The organism is Streptomyces sp. NPDC037013 (assembly GCF_055607265.1).
The window spans coordinates 168,488-188,662 of the sequence record NZ_JBVJRV010000004.1; the positions used below are offsets into that span (position 1 = coordinate 168,488).

Here is a 20,175-nt window from a genome sequence, read left to right on the forward strand (position 1 = left end):
CCGGCCACCTCCGGGACGTCGTTGTCTCAGGTACCGGCCAGTCTGCACCCCGGCACTGACAGTCACCCCCGGAGACGCGTCCGTGCAGGTCAGAGCCCGTGTCTCAGGCGCGGCGCGGGCCGTGCGCTCACGGCGCCGGCCGGCCCGGCGACAGCCGCGCCGCCACCTCTGCGATCGCTTTTGGCCCCACCCGGCAGCACCCGCCGATCAGCCGCGCCCCCGCCGCGCGCCACTCGTCCACCTGCCCGGCCGTGAAGGTGGCGGGGCCGCGCCAGGACCGGGCGGCGGCGTCCCAGGTCTCGCCGCTGTTCGGATAGACGACCACCGGCTTGCCTGTGATCCGTGCCGCGAGCGTCGCCGCGGGCCCGGCCTCCCGCGGGTCGCAGCAGTTCACGCCCACCGCGATCACCTCGTCGGCGTCGGCCGCGAGCGCGAAGGCCTCTCGCAGCGGCTGCCCGGCACGCGTGCGTCCGTCCGCGACGCCGTACGAGAGCCAGGCGGGCACCCCGAGCCCGCGGACCGCTCGCAGCAGCGCCCGGGCCTCGTCGGTGTCGGGGACCGTCTCCAGGGCGAGGACGTCGGGCCCGGCCTCGGCGAGGGTTTCCAGCCTCGGCCGGTGGAAGCGTGCCAGCGCGTCCACGGAGAGGCCGTACCGCCCCCGGTACTCCGAGCCGTCGGCGAGCATCGCCCCGTAGGGGCCGGCCGAGGCGGCCACCCACACCTCACGCCCGAGGCCGACGCCGGCGCGGCGGGCCGCCGCCACGCTCAGGTGCAGCAGTTCGCGGGTGCGTGCCGCGTCGATGCCGTGCCGCGCGAACCCCTCGTACGTCGCCTGGTAGCTCGCGGTGATCGCCACCTCGGCGCCCGCCTCGTAGTACGCGCGGTGGGCGGCCTCGACCGTCGCCGGCTCGTCGGCGAGGAGCCGGGCGGACCACAGGGCGTCGCTCAGGTCGTGCCCGGCGGCCTCCAGCTGGTTGGAGAGGCCGCCGTCGAGCACGAGCGGACGCAGGGCGAGGGCATCGGCGAGTCTCACACCGTCGACGCTAGCCGAGGCGCGGCGAGCGGGAAGTGGCAGGCCACCTCGTGTCCCGCGCCGTTCGGTGTGGTCACCCGGGGTTCGGTGGTGGCGCACACCTCCTGGGCGAAGGGGCAGCGGGTCCGGAAGCGGCAGCCCGACGGGGGCCGGGCCGCGGACGGCGTCTCGCCCTCCAGCGGGCTGCGTCCGGCTCCGGTCGCGGCGTCGGGGTCGGGGAGGTTGACCGTGTCGAGGAGCCCGCGCGTATAGGGGTGCAGGGGGTGCGCGTACACGCGCGCGGCAGGCCCCGACTCCACGAGCTTGCCCAGGTACATCACGCCGACGGTGTCCGCCAGGTGGCGTACGACGGCCAGGTCGTGCGAGATGAACAGGTACGTCAGGCCGCGCTCGCGCTGCAGTTCGCGCATGAGGTTGAGGATCTGCGCCTGCACGGACACGTCGAGCGCGGACACCGGCTCGTCGGCCACCACCAGGTCGGGCGAGAGCGTCAACGCCCGCGCCAGGCCCAGGCGTTGACGCTGCCCGCCGGAGAACTCGTGCGGGTAGCGGTGCACGGCGCCGCGCGGCAGACCGACGGCGTCGAGGAGACCGGCGACCAGTTCCTCCTGCTCGGCTCGGCCGCCGACACCCTGGATGACGAGGGGCTCGCGCAGGACCTCGCCGACCCGCATGCGCGGGTCCATCGCGGCGGTGGAGTCCTGGAACATCAGCTGGACGCGGCGCCGGTGCGCGCGCCGCTCGGACCGTGACATGCGTGCCGGGTCGGCGCCGTCGAAGCGCACCGTGCCCGCGGTGGGCTCCTCCAGGCCCGCGACGATCCGCCCGAGCGTCGTCTTGCCGCAGCCGGACTCGCCGACCATGCCGAACGTCTCGCCCCTGCGGATCGTCAGCGACACCCCGCCGACCGCGCTGACCGTGCCCCGGCCGCGCGAGAACACCCCGCCCTTGAGCGGGAACTCCTTGACCAGGCCGTCGAGTTCGAGGAGGGCGCCACCCGGCTCGTCGCGTGCGGGCACGGGCGCGGGTACCACCACGTCCTCCTCCGCCGCGGCCGCCACCGGCACCGGGTGGAAGCACGCGAACCGGTGCCCGGCGGGCTGCGTCCCGTCGTCCGTGAGCGGCGGTTCCTCGGTGCGGCACCGGTCGGTGGCGAAGGTGCAGCGCGGCGCGAAACGGCAGCCGGTGGGGTGCTGCGCGAGGTTCGGCGGAAGGCCCGGAATGGTGTGCAGCTCGGTGCCGCTGTCGGCCGCCCGCTCGGGCAGCGCGGCGAACAGCGCCTCGGTGTAGCGGTGGCGCGGGCGCGCGAAGAGGCCGCGTACGTCCGCCTCTTCGGCTACCTTGCCCGCGTACATCACCGCGACGCGGTCGACGCGGTTGGCGATGACGCCCAGGTCGTGGGTGACCAGGATCAACGCCATGCCCAGCCGGGACCGCAGGTCGTCGACGAGCTCCAGGATCTGGTGCTGCGTCGTCACGTCGAGGGCGGTGGTCGGCTCGTCGGCGATCAGCAGCTTCGGTTCGCAGACCAGCGCCATGGCGATCGCCACGCGCTGGCGCATGCCGCCGGACAGCTGGTGCGGGTAGGCCTTCATGCGCTCGGCGGGCTGCGCGAGACCGACCAGGCGCAGCATCTCCTGGGCGCGCGCCCAGGCCTCCTTCCTGCCGATGCCGGGACGGTGCAGGAGCAGCGGCTCCGCCACCTGGGCACCGATCGTCATCGTCGGATTGAGGGAGGTCAGCGGGTCCTGGAAGACCATGCCGATGGTGTTGCCGCGGACGTCCTGGAGGACGGGGGCGGGGGCGGCGGCGAGGTCCCGGCCGTCGAAGAGGACACGGCCCGCGGTGATCTCGCCGCCCGCGGGCAGCAGTCCGAGGACGCTGAGCGCGGTCATGGTCTTGCCGCAGCCGGACTCGCCGACGACACCGAGGGCCTCGCCAGGGGCCAGGGAGAGGGAGACGCCGTCGAGGGCGTGGACGGTGCGCCCGCGCGCCGAGATGTCGACGTGCAGGTCCTCGATGGAGAGCAGGGGCGCGGTCGGGGTAAGGCGGGGCGCCGCAGGCTGCCCGGGGCCGTCCGTGGGCTGGGGATCGGTCATCTTCTCGTCTCTCCTCTTACTTCCGCAGCCGCACTTCGAAGGCGTCCCGCAGCCCGTCGCCGATGAAGTTGAACGCGGCGACGACCAGCACGATCGCGATGCCCGGCGGGAAGATCAGCCACCAGTAGCCGTTCTGGGTGTAGGTGATGCCGGCCGACAGCATCGACCCCCAGTCGGCCGACGGCGGCGGGATGCTCAGGCCGAGGAAGGCCAGGTAGCTGACGTAGAGGATCGCGTCGGCGATCTGGAAGGTGCAGTTGACGATGACCGTGCCGATGGCGTTGGGCACGATGTGCTTGAAGACGGCGCGCGCACCGCCGCCGCCCATCATCCGCATGGCCTGGACGTACTCGCGGTCGCGCAGGGAGAGCGCCTCGCCGCGCACCAGGCGGGCGGGGGAGAGCCACGCCACCGCGGCGATGATCATGATCAGGACGCCCTTGCTCGGGGTGATGATCGCGGCCACCACGACGAGCAGGAACATCGCCGGGATCGCCAGCGCCGCGTCCGTGATCCGCATCATCGCGGCGTCGACCCAGCCGCCGAAGTATCCGGAGACCGCGCCGTAGACCGTTCCGAAGAGCGTCGCAAGCAGCCCTGCCGCCAGGCCGATCTCGAGTGAGGTCTGCCCCGCCACCATCAGCCGGCCGGTCATGTCGTAGCCGAGGTCGGTGGTGCCGAGCAGGTGGCCGGAGTCGCCCGGCGGGAGGTTCGCCTGCGAGAGGTCGGTGTGCACCTGCTCGGTGGAGTACAGGAGCGGACCGAGGTAGCTGAACGCCAGCAGCAGGAGCAGCACCACCACGCCCGTCAGGGCCAGTTTGTTGCCGGTGAAGACCTGGAGCGTGCGGCGGGCCAGTGAAGGCGTGGCCCGGGCGGCGTCCTCGTGGCCTGGCGCGGTGACAGGGGCGACCGTGGTACTCATGCCACGCTCCGTATCCGGGGGTCGAGGACGGCGTACAGGACGTCGGTGAGCAGCGAGCCGACGACGGTGGCGACACCGACGACGAGGGTCACGCCGAGCAGTACGGGGAAGTCGGAGCCCTGCGCCGCGTTCCAGAACAGCAGCCCCATGCCGGGGTAGTTGAACATCGACTCGACGACCAGGGCACCGCTGAAGAGGGTCGGCAGATAGAGGCCGAGGAGCGTGGCGAGGGGGATCAGCGCGTTGCGCAGCACGTGTCGGACCATGATGCGGCGGCTCGACTGGCCCTTGGCCATCGCCGTGCGGACGTATTCCTCGGTGAGGTTGTCGAGCACCGCCGAGCGCATGTAGCGGCTGAACATCGCGATGATGCCGAAGGCCATGGTGACCACCGGGAGGACGAGCCCGGTGAAGTCGCCCAGGAGTTCACCGATCGTCTCCCCCTGGGGGGCCTCGGCGGGGAAGACCGGCATCACCTGCGCGAACAGGATGATCATGATGAGTCCGAGGAAGAACACCGGTGTCGCGTAGAGCAGGAACGCGAGCCCGGTCAGCGCGTAGTCGGAGGCCTTGCCGCGCCGCACGGCCTGCAGAAGCCCCAGCGGCACCGCGATGACCACCGCGAGCACGGTGGAGACCACCGTGAGGAGCAGGGTCTTCGGCAGGCGCTGCTTCAGCAGGTCGAAGACGGGCGAGTTGAGCTTGAAGGACTCGCCCAGGTCACCGGTGAGCAGCCGCTTCAGATACATCGCGTACTGCATGGGCAGCGAACGGTCGTACCCCTGCTGGTGGTTGAAGTGCTCGATCTGCTGCGGCGTGCCCTTGGGGCCGAGGATCGCGCGCGCCGGGCCGCCGGGCAGCAGGTGCAGGAGCACGAAGACGATGACCGACACCAGGAAGAGGACGACGATCGCCTGGAGGAGGCGCTTGACCAGAAAGCCGGTGAAGCCGCTCACTTCTCGGCTCCCTTCTTCTTGACGTAGTACCAGTGCTGGGGAGCGAAGGTGACGGTCGGGTTCTGCGAGACGCCACGCAGGTCGTTGCGGATGACCGAGACCTGGTACGCCGGGTTCGGCATCCACATCACGGGGAGCTGCTCCGCGAGGTACTCGCCGTACGCGTGGACGGCCTTCATGTCGGGCGAGTACTGCACGGCCCGGATGAGGCGGTCGGCCCTCTCGTCGCTGTAGTTGCCGAAGTTGGCGGAGGCGCCCGTCGAGAAGAGCTGCTCCCCGCTGGGGTTGAGCGGGTAGTACCAGCTGCCGGCCGTCCCGAAGAACGACATGTCCCACGCGCAGCCCGGGTCCTTCGCCTTGCAGGGCACGGAGTTGCCGAGGACCGAGTTCAGCGGCTGCTGGCGGATGGCCAGTTCGATGCCGGCCTTGGAGAGCGACGACTTGAGTTCCTGCATCATGTTCGTCGTCTCGGTCGAGCCCGACTGGGAGAGCAGGGTCAGTTCGAGCGGGGCGTTCTTCCCGATGCCCTTGCCGCACCGGTTCTCGCCCGTGCCGGGACGCGCGCAGCGGGCCGTGCCGTCCTTCGTGCGCCAACCATGCTGCCGCAGCAGTGACTTGGCCTTGGCAACGGAGAACGGGTAGCGGTTCTTCTCCATCTTCCCGGAGAGGTACTGGCTCTTCGGCGTCACCGGTACGGGTCCGAGCGTCGGCGTGGCGCTGCCCTGCCAGATGACGTCGCTCATCGCCCGCTGGTCGACGAGGTGCTGCATGGCCCGGCGGATGTAGAGCTGGTCCATCAGCGGGCCGCCGTGGGTGGAGTTGAAGTTGTAGACGATGTACGTCGCCGCCCAGCCCTCCCACGGGTCGACCCGGTACCCCTTGCCCTCGAACTTCTCCTTCTGCGCCATCACCGAGGGCGGAATGTAGCCGTAGTCGACGCCGCCGGAGCGCAGCACGTTGTACTCGGAGTCGGCGGTCGTGAACGGTTTGAAGACCACCTTGTCCAGATGCGGGCGCTCGGACGCCGGGCCGGTGAACTTCTCGTTCGGCACGATGGTGACCTGACCGGTGTCCCGCCAACCCGCCAGCCTCCAGGGCCCGTTGACCGTCTTCCAGAGCGGGTCGGAGCCGTACGAGCCGAGACTCTTGGCGTGCTTCGTCAGGCGCGCGAAGACCGCCTTGGCGCCGGCGGGCGTGCGGTCCCAGTCGCCGACCCTCCCGCCGTCCGTCCTCGCGTCCCAGGCGTGCTGGGGGAGCGCCCGCAAGAGGGTCAGCTGGTTGGCCGTGAACCAGTCAGGGTTGTACGCGCGGGTCAGGTGCAGCCGCACCGTGTGGTCGTCGAGCGTCTCGAACCGCTTGACGTTGTCGGGCATCGTGCCGACCGAATAGTTGCCCCACTCCGCCTTGTTGGCCTTGACCAGGTGGAACCAGAACTCCAGGTCGCGGGCGGTGACCGGCTTCCCGTCGGACCACTCGACGCCCTTGCGCAGGGGCACGGTCACCGTCCTGTTGCCGTCGCCGTACCTCGGCTCCAGGCCCAGCGTGCTCGGCCCGTGCGTCGTCAGCTCGCCCTTCGCCTTGTCCTGCACGGCGTCGTACACCGGCATGAACAGCAGCGACTGGATGCCGTAGTTGTAGGAGGCGCCGTAGCCGGGCGCGCCGACCGGGAAGATCCAGTTGGGTGTCGCGGCCGGCGGCAGTGCCATCGTCGCCGTACCGCCCTCGACCGGAGTGCCGCCGGTGGGACCCATGTCGATGCGGCCGCCCTCGCGGGTACAGCCGGTGAGGACCGCCGCGAGGACGAGCACCGCGGCCGCCGCGGACCTGAATGAGCGCATGGCGATGGGCCTCCAAGGGGTACGTGGCCGGCCCGTGCCGGAGAACGACGGGGCGGCGCCCGAACGCTAGGCCGCACGCGAAAAACAAGTCAATAGCTTCATTCGGCGAGAAGCAGAAAAAGCGGCGAAGGCTGGTCAACTTGGTTCGAGGAGGCCTAGTGTTCGTGTCGTCATCGAAGGAACACGTCGAACGAACCCGTCGAAGCGACGCGCATCGCGGCACCTCGTGCCGGAGCAACAGGGACACCACTGGGGGCGCCATGACCGGAACACCACTCGGCGAGCCGGGCTCGGCGCAGCACATCGTGCACCTGGTCTCCTCGGGGGCGGCCACCTCACGGGCCGACCTCGTCCGCGAACTGGGCCTCGCCCCCTCGACGGTCTCGTTGCGCGTGCAGGAACTCGTCGACGCCGGACTGCTCTCCGAGTCCGGCGAGGGCGCCTCGCGCGGTGGCCGGCGACCGCGGCTGCTCCGCGTCGCCGCGCACGGCGGCGTCGCCCTCGCCGCCGACCTCGGCAGCCACCACGCGCGGCTCGGCGCGGTCGGACTCGGCGGCACCGTCACGGACGCCGTCGACCTGCCGCACGACATCACCGCGGGCCCCGAGTCCGCCGTCGACTGGCTCTGCGAACAGGCCGAGGGCCTCGTCGCCCGCCAGCGCGAACGGGGCGGTGACGTAAGGGCGTTCGGTGTCGCCTTCCCCGGCCCCGTGCAGCCGGGCACCGGCCGCGTCCTCAGCCCCTCCCGGATGCCGGGCTGGCACCGCTACCCGCTGCGCGACGTCCTGGCCGAGCGGCTCGGCATCCCCGTCACCGTCGACAACGACGCCACGATGATGGCCGTCGGCGAACACCGCGTCGCCCGCCCCGAACTGGAGCACCTCGTCGTCGTCAAGGCCGGACGCGGCATCGGCAGCGGAGTCATCTCCGCGGGCCGCCCGCACGACGGCGCCAACGGCAGCGCCGGCGACATCAGCCACGTGCGTGTCGACGCGGCGGGCGACCGCCCGTGCAGCTGCGGCAACATCGGCTGCCTGGAGACCGTCGCCAGCGGCGCCGCCCTCATCCGCGAACTCGCCGCCCAGGGCGTCCAGGTGGCCGACACCGCCGACCTGCTGCGGCTCGTCGCCGACGGCGACCCGCAGGCCACCACCCTCGTCCGTACCGCCGGACGGCACATCGGCACCGTCCTCTCCGTCGTCGTCAACTTCTTCAACCCGCAGGCCGTGGCACTCGGCGGGGTCCTCGCCACCGCCGAACCCCTGGTCGCCGCCGTGCGCGGCGTCCTCTACGAGCGCTGCCTGCCCCTCGCCACGGCCGACCTGGAGATCACCACGACCGTGACCGGCGTCGACGCGGGCCTCCTCGGCGCGGGCCTCACCGCACTCCGCCACCACCTGCCCACCTCCCCGGCGGCCCCGGCACCCCACGCCCCCGCACACCAGGAAGAGAGCGCACCCGCATGACCCACTCCGCAGGCCGCCGCCTGCGCATCGGCATCGGCGGCATCGGCATCGAGTCCTCCACGTTCTGCCCGCACCGCTCCACCGCGGACGACTTCCGCCAGACACGCGGCCGGGAACTCCTGGACCGCTACGCGTGGACGCAGGCCGGCTCCGACCTCGCCGGAACCGTCGCATGGGTGCCCCTGCTGCACGCCACCTCGCTGCCCGGCGGACCCGTGGAAGCGGAGTCGTACCTGATCCTGAAGGACGAACTCGTCACCCGCATCAGAGAAGCGGGCCCCCTCGACGGCCTCGTCCTCGACATCCACGGCGCGATGAGCGTCATCGGCCTCACCGACGCCGAGGCGGATCTGACCGAGGCGGTCCGCGCGGCACTCGACTCCGTCGGCACCCCGGACGGCACCGGCCGCCCGATGATCTCCGCCGCCATGGACCTGCACGGCAACGTCTCGCGCCGCTTCGCCGAACCGGTCGACCTGCTCACCGCCCACCGCCTCGCCCCGCACGAGGACGCCTGGGAGACCCGCGAACGTGCCGCCCGCAACCTCGTGCACTGCCTCCTCACCGGCACCAGACCGCACCGCGCCTGGGTCCAGATCCCCGTCCTCCTGCCCGGCGAGAAGACCAGCACCCGACTGGAGCCCGCCAAGTCCCTCTACGCCTCCCTCGCCGAAATCGAGGGGCTGCCCGGCATCCTCGACGCCGCGCTGTGGGTCGGCTACGCCTGGGCCGACGAGCCGCGCTGCAAGGCCGCCGTCGTCGTCACCGGCGACGACGCCGAACTCGCCGCCGCCGAGGCCCACAAGCTCGCCCGCCGCTACTGGGACGCGCGCCGCGACTTCGTCTTCGTCGGCCCGACCGGCACCGCCGAGGAGTGCGTCGCCCGGGCGGTGGCCTCACCCCAGCGCCCCTTCCTGATCAGCGACTCGGGCGACAACCCGACCGCGGGCGGCGCCGGCGACCTGGCGTACATGCTGGGCGAGCTCCTGGAGAACGACGCGATCCGCACGGGGAAGGTCACCGCCGTCCACCCCGGCATCACCGACCCGGCCGCCGTCGCACAGTGCTTCGCGGCGGGCGTGGGCGCGCAGGTGACGCTGAGCGTCGGAGGCAAGGTCGACACGCACCACGGCGGCCCGTACGAACTCAGCGGCACCGTGGTGGCGTTGCAGCGCGCCACCGACCAGAAGGACCGCGCGGAGGGCGGCGCCTACGACCGCGGCGTCGACATGGCCGCCGTGCGCACCGGCGGCCTCACCGTCATCCTCGTCGAACGCCGCAAGCCGTTCCACACCCTGGCCGACTTCATGGGCCCCGCCGACGGCGGTCTCGGCATCGACCCCCGCACGTACGACCTCGTCGTCGTGAAGATCGGCTATCTGGAGCCCGAACTCCACGACATGGCGGCCGACTGGCTGCTCGCCCTCACGCCGGGCGGCGTCGACCAGGACCTGCCGCGCCTCGGCCACCACCGGGTGGAGCGTCCGCTGTACCCGTTCGACGAGGACGCGTACGACGAGGGCGTGGGCCCCGACCTGACCCCGGCCGTGCTCGCGCCGCTCGCTCCGTGAGACGGGCATCCGCCGTCCACCATCAGCCGTGCACCATCGGTCGTCCGCAGCGTAGAGGAGTCCCCGTGAAGCGAGCCGCCGCCCTGTCCGCCCTGGTCTGTCTGCTGGCCGTCACCGCCGCCGCGCCCGCCGCGCCCGAAGCGGCCGGGCGACCGGACCGGCACCCCGGATCCCACGGTTCACACGGCCCCCGTGGGACCCTCCTGGACTCGATCCCGAAGAAGGGCGTACTGAAGGTCTGCACGACCGGCGACTACGCCCCGTTCACGAAGGTGGACCCCGCCACCGGCACCTACAGCGGCGTCGACGTCGACATGGCGCGGGATCTGGCGAAGAGCCTCGACGCCAGGCCGGCGTTCGTGGCCACCACGTGGGCCGCGCTGACCAAGGACGTCGCGGCCGGGCGCTGCGACGTCGGGGTCGGCGGCGTCTCCATCACGCTGCCGCGCGCCCGGCAGGTCTACTTCAGCGAGCCGACGCGCGAGGACGGCAAGACGCCCATCGTGCGCTGCGCGGACAAGGGGAAGTTCGGCGCGGGCGCGCTGACGGACATCGACAGGCCCGGCACGACCGTCGTCGTCAACCCGGGCGGGACGAACGAGCAGTTCGCCCGCGCGAACATCAAGCGGGCCACCATCAAGGTGCACCCGGAGAACACCACGATCTTCCGGGAGATCGTCGAGGGCCGGGCGGACGTGATGATGACGGACGCGAGCGAGACGCTCTACCAGACGAAGCTCCACCCCGAACTCTGCTCCCTCCACCCCGACAAGCCGTTCACCTTCTCGGAGAAGGCGTACGCGATGCCGCGCGGCGACGACCGGTTCAAGGCGTATGTCGACCAGTTCGTGCACCTCGCCACGCACGACGGCACCTACGCGAAGTACGAGGCGGAGTGGATGAAGTGAGCCGAGACGGCTGGGGTGTGCAGCACACCTTGACGGTACCGACGAAGGCGGCGGCGAGGGGCGCGGCGGATGACCTCGCCCGGCACGGCCACCGGCTCGTCGCCGCCCGCGAGTACCGCGTCGTGCCTTTCGAACTCGCGGCCTGGTACGGCAAGTCCGCCGGGGGAGAGGAGCTGGCGGGCTGGTGGCAGGTGTTCTCTCTCGCAGTGCACGTCATCGAGGACGACGGGGCGAGGGGAACGGAGACGGGTGCGGGACAGGACCCGGAAGCGGGCCCGGGGCCGTCCGCCGGGTTCGCGGCTCGGCTGCCCCTCCTGAGGCCCTACCTGAACGAACAGGCACGGCTGGTCGCCGGCATCGCCCGCTCGCACGGCGGGTTCGGCGACGGGTGCGCGGAAGGGCACGAGGAGACGTTGACGACGCTGTTCGACCGGGCGGGGCTGCTCCACGAGAACGCCGGGGCGGTCCTGACCGTGGCGGAGCCGCGCCCCACGCCACCGGAGCGGCAGGGGGCGCGCACGCCATGGACCTTCCCCGAGCCGCCCGACCCGGCCCGCGTCTGTGCCTCGGTGGTGGCCGTGGCGGAACGGATGTACGGAGGCGGGGACCGGGGAGACGCGCACGCCCCCGAAGACTCCTCCCGCCCGGAGCCTCCCGAGGCGGTGGCGTGGCTCCTGGACGAGGACTTCGCGTTCGGGGAACCGTACGAGACCGAGGGCGACTTCCTCGCCGAACTCGGCGACGCCGTGGCCCATCAGGGGACCTGCACGGCCGGGACGGCGGCCGCGGTGCCGTTCCTCGCGGCGGTCGCGGCGGAACCAACGGTGCCGGTGCGGGCGAGGGTGGCGGTCCTGCTCGACCTGCTGCGGCACTCCACCTCGGGCGCGCGGGACGATGTGGCGCTGGCCGACCGGAACGTGGCGCTGGGGCGCGTCTCCGCCGAGACCGAGGCGGAGCGCACTGTCCGGCACGCCGTGGCCGACACCGTGCCGCGCCTCCTGACGGGGTGGGCCGGGGCGGCCGACGCGGAACGCTTCGTACTCGCGGCGCTTGCCGGGGCGCACCGGAGCAGGGTGGGTCCCGCAGCGACGGCCCCGGTCCGCCTGTGCGACCTGCGGGCCGACGACGGCACGGAACGCGCGGGGGCCGTGGCGCTGATCGACGCCCTGCTTCGCGACACGGAGACCGAGGCCGTCGCGGTGGTACGAGAGTTGGCCGCCGCGGGCCACGGCGACGTCGCGGCCCGGTACGCCGGGTCACGCGCCCGGCCCGGGGACTTGGGGGTCGCGGCCCTGTCGGACCTCGTCACGCGGGATGTGGGCCGTGACGTGTGGGCCTGAGGAGTCCGGGAGGGGGCGGGCCGGAGTCCAGCGGGACCCCGTACCGCGCAGGGGCGTTCAGGTCGGTTGAGCGGGTACCCGGCGTCCATGACTGATCTCAGCGAGGGACATCTGGCCGCCAGTACCCCCGGGGGCGGACTCGCGCCGTTCCTGGTCGGTCTCGGGATCGCGGCCCTGCTGGTCTGGGCCGTGTGGTTCGGGATCCGGGTCCGGGGCAGGGAGCAGCGGCCGCCGAAGCCGCACGAGCAGCCGAGGCTGCCGTCCGACGGCCCCGTCGGACCCCAGTCCGAGCACCGCGAACCCGACGAAATACCCAAGGACGGCGGCCGGTTGACGCCGCACCAGGTCAAGGGCGCGGGCAACGCCTCGTCCCGCCCGAGCGACGACCAGCGGCGCAGGCGCTGGATCCCGGGGCGCAGCGGCTCCTTCGGGAGCGGCGGCAAGTGAGGCCCGCGGGCCGCGCCAGGAGCAAGTGGCCGGAAACCGCGCGCCGTTTGGGCGGTCCGGTGCGGGGGATCCGGTCCGTATGACTGTCAAAAAGCACACCGTGCTCGTACTGGACTGCTCGGAGCCGGAGCGGCTCGCCGAGTTCTACGCCGGACTCCTCGGCGCCGAGGTCCAGCTGAGCAAGGACCCCGACTATGTCGAGGTCACGAATGACAATGGTGTCTGCCTGGCCGTGCACAGGGAGCGCGACTACATACCGCCGAGCTGGCCCCGCCCCGAGGACTCGCAGCAGGCTCACCTGAGGATCATGGTGCCACGCCACGACATGGACGAGGCGGAGCGCGAGGCGATCGGCCTCGGCGCGCGCCCCGTGGACACGAAGGACAACAGCGGGCCCCGTGACACCCGCACCTACTCCGATCCCGCGGGCCACTCCTTCACCCTGGCGGCCATCCCCGAGTGAGACCGGCACCTCCGGTGACCGCGGCGGGGTGAACGGTCTCGCCGGGGCCGCCGCCGGTGCGGGACGCGCCAAGCGCCGCCGCAGACGCGCAAGTTGATGCCCAACACATCACTCTCTGTGGCATCCTTGCCGTCCGCATACACGCTCGCGCGGGGGAGGGGTGGCACATGGCGGCGCGGTCGAAGCCCGTCCCCGAAAGCTCCGAAGGACCTGACGGGCCTGACGGGCCTGACCGGCCCGGCGGGTCCGAAGCCGGTCCCGCCACTGGCCCCGCCGCAGGCCCCCGCGCCCCCGCTGCCTCCGCCGACCCCGACACCCACAGCAGGCGCTACTTCGCGGTGCTGTTCACCGTGCACCTCGTCCTGATGACGATCCTCATCGGCATCGCCGTCCTCGGCGACTCGACGACCGCGCTGACGGTCGCGGGCGGCGGCTTCATCGCGTACGTCTCCGCCATGACGCTCTACGCGCGTCGGGACGAGCGGCAGGAAGTCACCCAGCATCTGCTGGCCTTTCTCGCGGCGTTCGTCGCCGCGGCCGTCGTCGGGGGCATCGTCTGGTGGGTTCTCACGGCCCGGCCCGACGACGTCACCGGCGACACCAGCCTGATGGGCGGCAGGCTCGGCCGGGGAGAGACGGCACGGCTTCTCGTGAAGAAAAGCCCGGGCGGCAACGGCGAGTTGAAGGTGTCGTTCACGGCGCAGGACAGTGTGGCCGGCGCATCCCCGTGCCTGCGCCTGGGCAAGCTGAGGTTCCAGGGGGAGGACGTCGAGGCCGGGGCGCCCGTCGACCTGGCCGAGTCGTTCAGCACGACCCTCACGCTCGACGACCCCGGCCCCGAGGTGTCCGTCGGTATCCGGCTCGTCGGCACCGCGGACTGCCGGGTCGAGCTCACGCTGGAGAAGGCGGAGTTCCGCCGGTAGCCCAAGGAGAGTGTTCGAGTGCCCAAGTCCGGCAGAGTGCCGTCGCCCCGTACGGCGCCGTCGCCTCGTACAGCGCCGTCGTCCCGCAGAGTGCCCCGTCCGCACCTCGCCCTCGTGGGCCTGCTCGTCCTCATGCTGCTGGCCGCCTGCAGCGGCGGCGGGTCCGGTGGCGGGTCCGGCGACTCCTCGCCCTCACGAACCGACCGCTCCGGCGGGAACAGCCTGCCCTCCCTGTTCGACAAGCGGACCCTCAACATCGCGGTGAAGAAGGGGCAGCCCGGCTTCAGCACGCGCAGCGAGGAAGAGGACGACTTCGCCGGATTCGAGGCGCAGTTGGTGCAGTTCCTCGGCAACGACCTCCACTTCAAGGCGGCGGACTGGGACGTCCAGTCGCGCAACCGCGAGAAGGTGCTGCGGGAGGGCAGCATGGACCTGGTGGTGGCCACGTACTCCATCACCGCGCCCCGCGACAAGAAGGTCGACTTCACCGCCCCCTATCTCAAGACGTATCAGGGGGTGCTCGTCCGTGAGGACGAGAAGCGGATCCAGAGGCTGGCGGACGTCGACGGCAAGCGGGTCTGCAGCGTGCGCGGATCGACCGGAGATCCCGAGAGCGAGGAGGACGACGAGGCGAAGAAGACGGTGCGCGCCGCGCTCGGCCCCAACGTGTCGGCCGAGTTCCGCAACAGCTACAAGACCTGCGTCAGGGAACTCGTCCGGGGAAACTTCGACGCCGTCTGGACCGACAAGATCATCCTTGAGGGCTTCGCCCAGGACCCGCGGTACGACGACAAGGTCAAGGTCGTGCGGAACATCACCGTCAAGAAGCTGCAGTTCTACGGGATCGGCCTGCGCGAGGGCCACGAGGCGGACTGCCGCAAGCTGAACGGCGCGCTCAAGCGCTTCCTCGACACCCAGTGGGTGCTCGCCTTCCGGGCGCACTTCCCGAGCATCACGGAGCGGGTGGCCGGTTACGAGCAGCAGTACAAGCCCACCGACGACGAGTTCGAGGCGCTCGCCGAGACGTCGTGCGGGCGCGGCTGAGGCGTGGGGATCACGGATCCGTCCAGCGGCACAGCAGCCGCACGGACCCGATCAGGGTGAGGGACCACAGGCAGACGAAGGCCCAGATCACGGCGGGGGCGGAGGTGCGGATCCCGATCACGAGGAGGGCGCCGCACAGGGTCGCGAGGAACGCCACCGTGAGCGGTCGGGGCGTGTACGTCAGCACGGTCCTTACGCGCCGTTTGAGGCGCAGGAGGCGCCAGCGCGCCTGGAGGGAGCGGTCGTCGCGGAGGGTCGCCTCCAACGCGTCGAGGATGCGCTGCTCGTGCTCCGGAAGCCGTCCCGTCGACATCGCCGTCCCTCCCGCGCCAGTGGGGATCCCGCCCGTGCCGGACGGGATCCGTCCCCCGTGTGCCCCGGCCGCCCGCGCCTAACCGGATGGGGGCGCGGTACGGCCGGGGCCCGGGCCGGCGGGTGACGTCACGCCCCTCAGCGCTTGGCCAGGGTGCGGTCGAGGAGGGGCAGGAGACGGTCCCAGTGGCGTTGCAGCGCGGTGGGGCTGAAGGCGTCCGTGTCGGACATGGTGAAGCCGTGCACGGCGCCGGGGTAGACCTCGGTGGTGTAGTCGACGCCCGCGGCGTCCAGGGCCCGGTTGAGCCGGCCGAGGTCCTCAGGCGACAGGTCGTGCTCGGCGAGGCCGAGATGGACCTCCGCGGTGAGGTCGGCGAGGCCGTGGTGCGGACTGTCGGAGCCGTCGGTGACGATGAACCCGGGGTGGAATCCGGCGAGGGCGGCGACCCGCCCGGGGTGGGCCGTCGCGGTGCGCATCGCCAGCGCGGCGCCCAGGCAGTAGCCGACCGCGCCGACCGGCCCCTCGCCGACCTCGGGCTGCCCGGTGAGGAAGTCGAGGTAGGCCTCGGCGTCCCGCAGGACGCGCTCGGTGGTGTGCGCCTCGACCAGCGGCATCGCCTCGGCGAAGACCCGGGGCCGGTCCTCTTCCCCGATGTGCTCGGGGAGTTCGATCACGGGGGCCGGACCCTCGCGGTAGTAGAGGTTGGGCACGAGCACGTAGTACCCGTGCCCGGCCAGTTCGCGGGCCTTCCGGCGCAGTTCGGGCCGAAGGCCGAAGGCGTCCGGGTACAGCAGCACCCCGGGGTGGCGCTCACCGCTGTCGGGGAAGGCGGCGAAGGCATCGGCCCGGCCGTCCGGGGTGGGTATGTGCAGGGTCTTGGCGGGGATGGTGATTCTTCCTTCCTTGGCTGTCCGTGCTCGCCGCTCGGCGCTCCTCAGACGGAACGGTGGTACTGGTCCGGCACGTGGACGTCGCCGCCGAGCTCACGTCCCGCGCGCCGCGCCCACGAGGGGTCGCGCAGGAGTTCGCGTCCCAGGAGTACCGCGTCGGCCTCGCCGTTGGCCAGGATCTTCTCGGCCTGCTCCACCTCAGTGATCAGGCCGACCGCGGCGACCGGCAGCTCCGTCTCCGCCTTCACCCGGGCCGCGAACGGGACCTGGTAGCCGGGGCCGACGGGGATGCGGACGCCTGCGGCGTTGCCGCCGGTGGAGACGTCGAGCAGGTCGATGCCGTGCTCCTTGAGCTCGGCGGCGAAACGGACCGTGTCGTCCGGCGTCCAGCCGGCCTCATCCAGCCAGTCCGTCGCGGAGATGCGGAAGAACAGCGGCTTGTCCTCGGGCCACACGGCCCGTACCGCGTCGACCACTTCGAGGGCGAAGCGCGTGCGGTTCTCGTACGACCCGCCGTACGCGTCGGTGCGCTTGTTGCTGTGCGGGGAGAGGAACTCGCCGATCAGGTAGCCGTGGGCGCCGTGGAGCTCGGCGATCTCGAAACCGGCGTCCAGCGCGCGGCGCGCGGCGTCGACGAACTGCCCCACGATCGCGCGGATCTCGTCGACGGTGAGCTCGGTGGGCACGGGGTGCCCCTCGTCGAAGGGGACCGGGCTCGGGGCGACGGGCTGCCAGCCGTGCTCGTCCGCGCCCACCGGCGCGCCGCCCTTCCAGGGGCGCTCGGTCGACGCCTTGCGCCCGGCGTGGGCGAGCTGGATCGCCGGCACCGTGCCCTGGCCCTTCAGGAAGTCCGTGATGCGCCGGAACGCGCTGACCTGGGTGTCGTTCCAGATGCCCAGGTCGTACGGGCTGATGCGGCCCTCGGCGCTGACGGCGGTGGCCTCGACGATGATCAGGCCCGTGCCGCCGGTGGCGCGCGCCGCGTAGTGCGCGAAGTGCCAGTCCTGCGGCACGCCCGCCTCGGCCCCCTCCGGCGCCGCCGAGTACTGGCACATCGGGGGCATCCAGATACGGTTCGGGATCGTCAGCGATCGCAGGGTGTACGGCTCGAACAGCGCGCTCACGGCGGGCTCCATTCGTTCACGGCGGGTGTCCTGCTCGTACGATAAACCTCGTAGTACGGCGTCTGTCAAACTACGAAGGGTCTCGTACAATGAAGCCCGGTGAACGATCCGGAGAACGACTCGGGCGCACAGGACGAAGTGGAGCCGCCATGACCACCGCAGCCACGACCGGCAGCGCGAGCAGCAGGACGCTCGCCCATCCCGGACCCGACGACATCCGGCTCGAAGGCGTGCTGCACGCCTTCGCCGACCCGATGCGGATGCGGGTGGTGCGGGAACTGGCCCGGGAGGAGGGCGCCGACGGGCTCTCCTGCTCGTACTTCGACCTGCCCGTCACCAAGTCCACGTGCACGCACCACTTCCGGGTGCTCCGCGAGAGCGGCGTCATCCGGCAGATCTACCGGGGCACCGCCAAGCTGAACGTGCTCCGCCGCGAGGACCTGGACGCGCTCTTCCCCGGCCTCCTCGACAGCGTCCTCGCCGCGGCCGCCCGCCAGGCCGCCCGCCTCGCCGACCAGGCCTGACACGGGGCCGAAGACCGGCAGACCCGGCCGTCCGGCCCTATCCGGATCCGGACGCCTCCCGCGCGGCCGCCGCCGCCCGCAGCCCCTCCCAGTCCGGGATCTTCACCACGCCCCGCCCCAGCGAGCGGCCCAGCTCCGCCTCCGCGCGCTCGATCGCCTGCCAGCCCGTCCACTCCACCGGCCGCAGACCCGCCGCCCGCAGCCCGGTCAAGGGGTCCTGCGTGAGTTCCTTCCTCCGTTCCAGGGCGGGGGCGTCGTCCAGCAGGGACAGCACCGTCTCCTTGGAGCAGGGGCGGTTGGTGCCGATGACGCCGGTCGGGCCGCGCTTGATCCAGCCGGCCACGTACTCGCCGGGGGACGGCACCCCGTCCCGCAGCACCCGCCCCGCCGCGTGCGGCACCGTGCCCCGCTCCGCGTCGAACGGCAGCCCCTCCATCGGCACCCCGCGGTAGCCCACCGAGCGGAGCACCAGCTGGGCCGGGATGTCCTCGTACTGCCCCGACCCTGTCACCCCGCCCCGGCCGTCCGGCAGCGTGCGCTCGAACCGGGCCACGGCGACGCGGCCCCGCGCGCCCGCCGTCAACGCGACGGGCCGCAGGAAGAAGCGCAGCTTGATCTGCCGGGCCAGTCCCCGCACCGGACGGTCGGCCCAGCCGCGCAGCACCTCGATGTTGCGGCGGCTCGCGGCGGACAGCCCCGACGGGTCGGCATACGCGGGGTCCAGCGCCAACTCCGCCGGATCCACCACGACTTCGGTGTCCGGGAGGGCGCCGAGCTCGCGCAGCTCCTTGGTGGTGAACCGCGCCTGCGAGGGGCCGCGCCGGCCCACCATGGACACCTCGCGCACCCGGCTGTCCGCGAGCACGCCGAGCGCCGCGTCCGGCATGTCCGTCGGGAGCAGGTCGCTCGCGCCCCGGACCAGCATGCGGGCGACGTCCACCGCGACGTTGCCGACGCCGATGACGACGGCGGACTCCACGCCCCCGATGAACGCGCCCCGCGCGTCCGCCTCCGTCAGCGCGTCCGGATGGGCGCTGTACCAGGAGACGAACTCCGTCGCCGAATGGCTGCCCGGCAGTTCCTCGCCCGGCACCCCGAGCTTCCGGTCGGCGGCGGCGCCGACGCAGTAGACCACCGCGTGGTAGAGGTCGAGGAGCCGGGCCGGGGGCAGCCCGCCGGGACCGATCTCGACGGAGCCGAGGAAGCGGACGCGCTCGTGTTCGAGGACCGTGCGCAGGTTGTTCTGGAGGGACTTGATCTTCTCGTGGTCCGGCGCGACCCCGTAGCGGACCAGGCCGTACGGACAGGGGAGCCGGTCGAGCACGTCGACCCGCACATCCGGGACCCGGTCCTGCTGGACGAGTGACTGTGCGGCGTACACCCCGCTGGGACCCGAACCGACGACGGCGACCTGCAGCACGGTGGTGCTCCTTCCACGAGGCGACCTCGGGACGGTCTCAGGATCGCACCAGGGGGCGCGCATGTCAGGGGTGTCGCGAGGGCGGGGTGCCGCGGGGCCGGGCGCCGTGGGGTGGCTGCGCTGTCAGGGTGGCCCTGACCCCGGCTGCCCGATGTCTCCGTGCGTGCCGCGAGCGGACGGGCACGGCGGCGTGGATAGCGTGCGCCTGTGCGGAACAGATCATTTGCTGATGTTTCTGATCACTATCGTCCGGATGTCTCCGTACCGGGGTGGCCGGGCGCACCGGAGTGGCCTGCCGCACCGGGAACACCGGCCGGGGCGGTCTGGTCGCAGGTGCCGGGGCACGGCTCGACGGCGGCGCACCGCGACGTCGGCCCGGGGGAGGGCACGCGGGAGGGCCTGCGCCCCTCCTCGTTCCGCGTCCGGCTGACCTTCGGCGACGGGGCCGACGTCGACGTGCTCGCCGTGGTGTCGCACGGCCGGATCGCCGTGGAGGACCTGCACGCGCGGCCGCCGCTCTCCCCGGACGACTTCGCGGCGCTCGTCGACTGGATCGAACGTCCGTTGGCGGACGACCTCCCGCGCCCCCCTCCGGACGTACCGCCGGAGCCGTCCGGACACCCCACAGCCCCCACGTCGCCCACCCCTCACCGGGCGCGGCCCTCCTGGCGGCGCGGTGGCGCCGGACGCCGGATCGTGGCCGACGCCTACCGCGCCGCGCAGAGCGAGGCCCGCGACCCGGTGCTGGCCGTCATGTGCGCGACCGGGCACAGCCGCCGCAAGGCGCTCAGACTGATCGCCGGGGCGCGCGACGCGGGTCTCCTGGCACCCAGGCACAACCGTCGCGGCCGCGCCCCGGAGCGCCTCGGCCCCCGGTAGGACGGGACCGGCCCG

At 72.4% G+C, this 20,175-nt stretch carries 19 protein-coding genes; 10 read left to right on the forward strand and 9 right to left on the reverse strand.

Translation table 11 applies throughout. From position 1 onward, the window contains the following. Window positions 1–127: 127 nt before the first annotated feature. The 5 genes from mmuM to ACZ7DY_RS15335 are packed head-to-tail and all read right to left on the reverse strand — an operon-like array spanning window position 128 to window position 6,848. On the reverse strand, window positions 128–1,033 hold the full coding sequence (gene mmuM, locus ACZ7DY_RS15315) for a homocysteine S-methyltransferase (RefSeq protein ID WP_471134973.1): 906 nt from the start codon (window positions 1,031–1,033) through the stop codon (window positions 128–130). Then, window positions 1,030–3,132 carry an ABC transporter ATP-binding protein gene (locus tag ACZ7DY_RS15320; RefSeq protein ID WP_471134975.1) on the reverse strand — a complete coding sequence of 701 codons (2,103 nt, stop codon included), beginning with the start codon at window positions 3,130–3,132 and terminating at the stop codon, window positions 1,030–1,032. Before ACZ7DY_RS15320 ends, mmuM begins: the two co-directional genes overlap by 4 nt. A 16-nt stretch (window positions 3,133–3,148) precedes the next feature. Next, the gene (locus ACZ7DY_RS15325; protein ID WP_471134980.1) at window positions 3,149–4,054 is read right to left on the reverse strand and encodes an ABC transporter permease; all 906 of its coding nucleotides are present in this window, start codon (window positions 4,052–4,054) and stop codon (window positions 3,149–3,151) included. Beyond that, window positions 4,051–5,010, reverse strand: a complete 960-nt coding sequence (locus tag ACZ7DY_RS15330) for an ABC transporter permease (RefSeq protein WP_471134982.1) — start codon at window positions 5,008–5,010, stop codon at window positions 4,051–4,053. The genes ACZ7DY_RS15325 and ACZ7DY_RS15330 overlap by 4 nt, the downstream gene beginning before the upstream one ends. Continuing rightward, window positions 5,007–6,848, reverse strand: a complete 1,842-nt coding sequence (locus ACZ7DY_RS15335) for a peptide ABC transporter substrate-binding protein (protein ID WP_471134984.1) — start codon at window positions 6,846–6,848, stop codon at window positions 5,007–5,009. The genes ACZ7DY_RS15330 and ACZ7DY_RS15335 overlap by 4 nt, the downstream gene beginning before the upstream one ends. Before the next feature lie 260 nt (window positions 6,849–7,108). On the opposite strand from ACZ7DY_RS15335, the gene ACZ7DY_RS15340 reads away from it, so the two are divergent. The 8 genes from ACZ7DY_RS15340 (at window position 7,109) to ACZ7DY_RS15375 (ending at window position 15,010) form a co-directional block, all read left to right on the forward strand. Continuing rightward, window positions 7,109–8,314: an ROK family protein gene (locus ACZ7DY_RS15340; RefSeq protein ID WP_471134985.1), complete on the forward strand. Its 1,206-nt coding sequence runs from the start codon at window positions 7,109–7,111 to the stop codon at window positions 8,312–8,314. After that, a complete protein-coding gene (locus ACZ7DY_RS15345) occupies window positions 8,311–9,885 on the forward strand; it encodes a M81 family metallopeptidase (protein WP_471134987.1) in 1,575 nt (524 codons plus the stop codon). Before ACZ7DY_RS15340 ends, ACZ7DY_RS15345 begins: the two co-directional genes overlap by 4 nt. A 65-nt stretch (window positions 9,886–9,950) precedes the next feature. Further along, window positions 9,951–10,793 (forward strand): transporter substrate-binding domain-containing protein, encoded by an 843-nt coding sequence (locus ACZ7DY_RS15350; RefSeq protein WP_471134989.1) that lies wholly within the window; start codon window positions 9,951–9,953, stop codon window positions 10,791–10,793. A gap of 29 nt (window positions 10,794–10,822) precedes the next feature. Continuing rightward, window positions 10,823–12,133 (forward strand): hypothetical protein, encoded by a 1,311-nt coding sequence (locus ACZ7DY_RS15355; protein WP_471134991.1) that lies wholly within the window; start codon window positions 10,823–10,825, stop codon window positions 12,131–12,133. An 87-nt stretch (window positions 12,134–12,220) separates the two neighbouring features. Beyond that, window positions 12,221–12,580: a DUF6479 family protein gene (locus tag ACZ7DY_RS15360; RefSeq protein WP_471134994.1), complete on the forward strand. Its 360-nt coding sequence runs from the start codon at window positions 12,221–12,223 to the stop codon at window positions 12,578–12,580. Window positions 12,581–12,659: 79 nt separating this feature from the next. Further along, window positions 12,660–13,043, forward strand: coding sequence for a VOC family protein (locus tag ACZ7DY_RS15365; protein ID WP_471134996.1), 384 nt, complete (start codon window positions 12,660–12,662; stop codon window positions 13,041–13,043). A gap of 338 nt (window positions 13,044–13,381) precedes the next feature. Next, window positions 13,382–13,966 carry a hypothetical protein gene (locus tag ACZ7DY_RS15370; RefSeq protein WP_471134999.1) on the forward strand — a complete coding sequence of 195 codons (585 nt, stop codon included), beginning with the start codon at window positions 13,382–13,384 and terminating at the stop codon, window positions 13,964–13,966. A 90-nt stretch (window positions 13,967–14,056) separates the two neighbouring features. After that, window positions 14,057–15,010 carry a transporter substrate-binding domain-containing protein gene (locus ACZ7DY_RS15375; RefSeq protein WP_471135002.1) on the forward strand — a complete coding sequence of 318 codons (954 nt, stop codon included), beginning with the start codon at window positions 14,057–14,059 and terminating at the stop codon, window positions 15,008–15,010. 10 nt (window positions 15,011–15,020) lie between these two features. On the opposite strand, the gene ACZ7DY_RS15380 is transcribed toward ACZ7DY_RS15375, so the two are convergent. The 3 genes from ACZ7DY_RS15380 to ACZ7DY_RS15390 form a co-directional block, all read right to left on the reverse strand. Next, on the reverse strand, window positions 15,021–15,323 hold the full coding sequence (locus ACZ7DY_RS15380) for a DUF3040 domain-containing protein (protein WP_471135004.1): 303 nt from the start codon (window positions 15,321–15,323) through the stop codon (window positions 15,021–15,023). Between the two features lie 137 nt (window positions 15,324–15,460). Then, window positions 15,461–16,210: a dienelactone hydrolase family protein gene (locus ACZ7DY_RS15385; RefSeq protein WP_471136658.1), complete on the reverse strand. Its 750-nt coding sequence runs from the start codon at window positions 16,208–16,210 to the stop codon at window positions 15,461–15,463. A 47-nt stretch (window positions 16,211–16,257) separates the two neighbouring features. Beyond that, window positions 16,258–17,337 carry an NADH:flavin oxidoreductase/NADH oxidase gene (locus tag ACZ7DY_RS15390; RefSeq protein ID WP_471135007.1) on the reverse strand — a complete coding sequence of 360 codons (1,080 nt, stop codon included), beginning with the start codon at window positions 17,335–17,337 and terminating at the stop codon, window positions 16,258–16,260. Between the two features lie 149 nt (window positions 17,338–17,486). Here ACZ7DY_RS15390 and ACZ7DY_RS15395 point away from each other — a divergent pair, with 149 nt between their 5' ends. Continuing rightward, window positions 17,487–17,861 (forward strand): ArsR/SmtB family transcription factor, encoded by a 375-nt coding sequence (locus ACZ7DY_RS15395; RefSeq protein WP_471135009.1) that lies wholly within the window; start codon window positions 17,487–17,489, stop codon window positions 17,859–17,861. A gap of 37 nt (window positions 17,862–17,898) precedes the next feature. Here the strand turns inward: ACZ7DY_RS15395 and ACZ7DY_RS15400 are convergent, their stop codons facing one another. Then, on the reverse strand, window positions 17,899–19,281 hold the full coding sequence (locus ACZ7DY_RS15400; protein WP_471135012.1) for an FAD-dependent oxidoreductase: 1,383 nt from the start codon (window positions 19,279–19,281) through the stop codon (window positions 17,899–17,901). Window positions 19,282–19,680: 399 nt separating this feature from the next. On the opposite strand from ACZ7DY_RS15400, the gene ACZ7DY_RS15405 reads away from it, so the two are divergent. Then, window positions 19,681–20,160, forward strand: coding sequence for a DUF6214 family protein (locus ACZ7DY_RS15405; RefSeq protein WP_471136660.1), 480 nt, complete (start codon window positions 19,681–19,683; stop codon window positions 20,158–20,160). Window positions 20,161–20,175 lie beyond the last annotated feature (15 nt).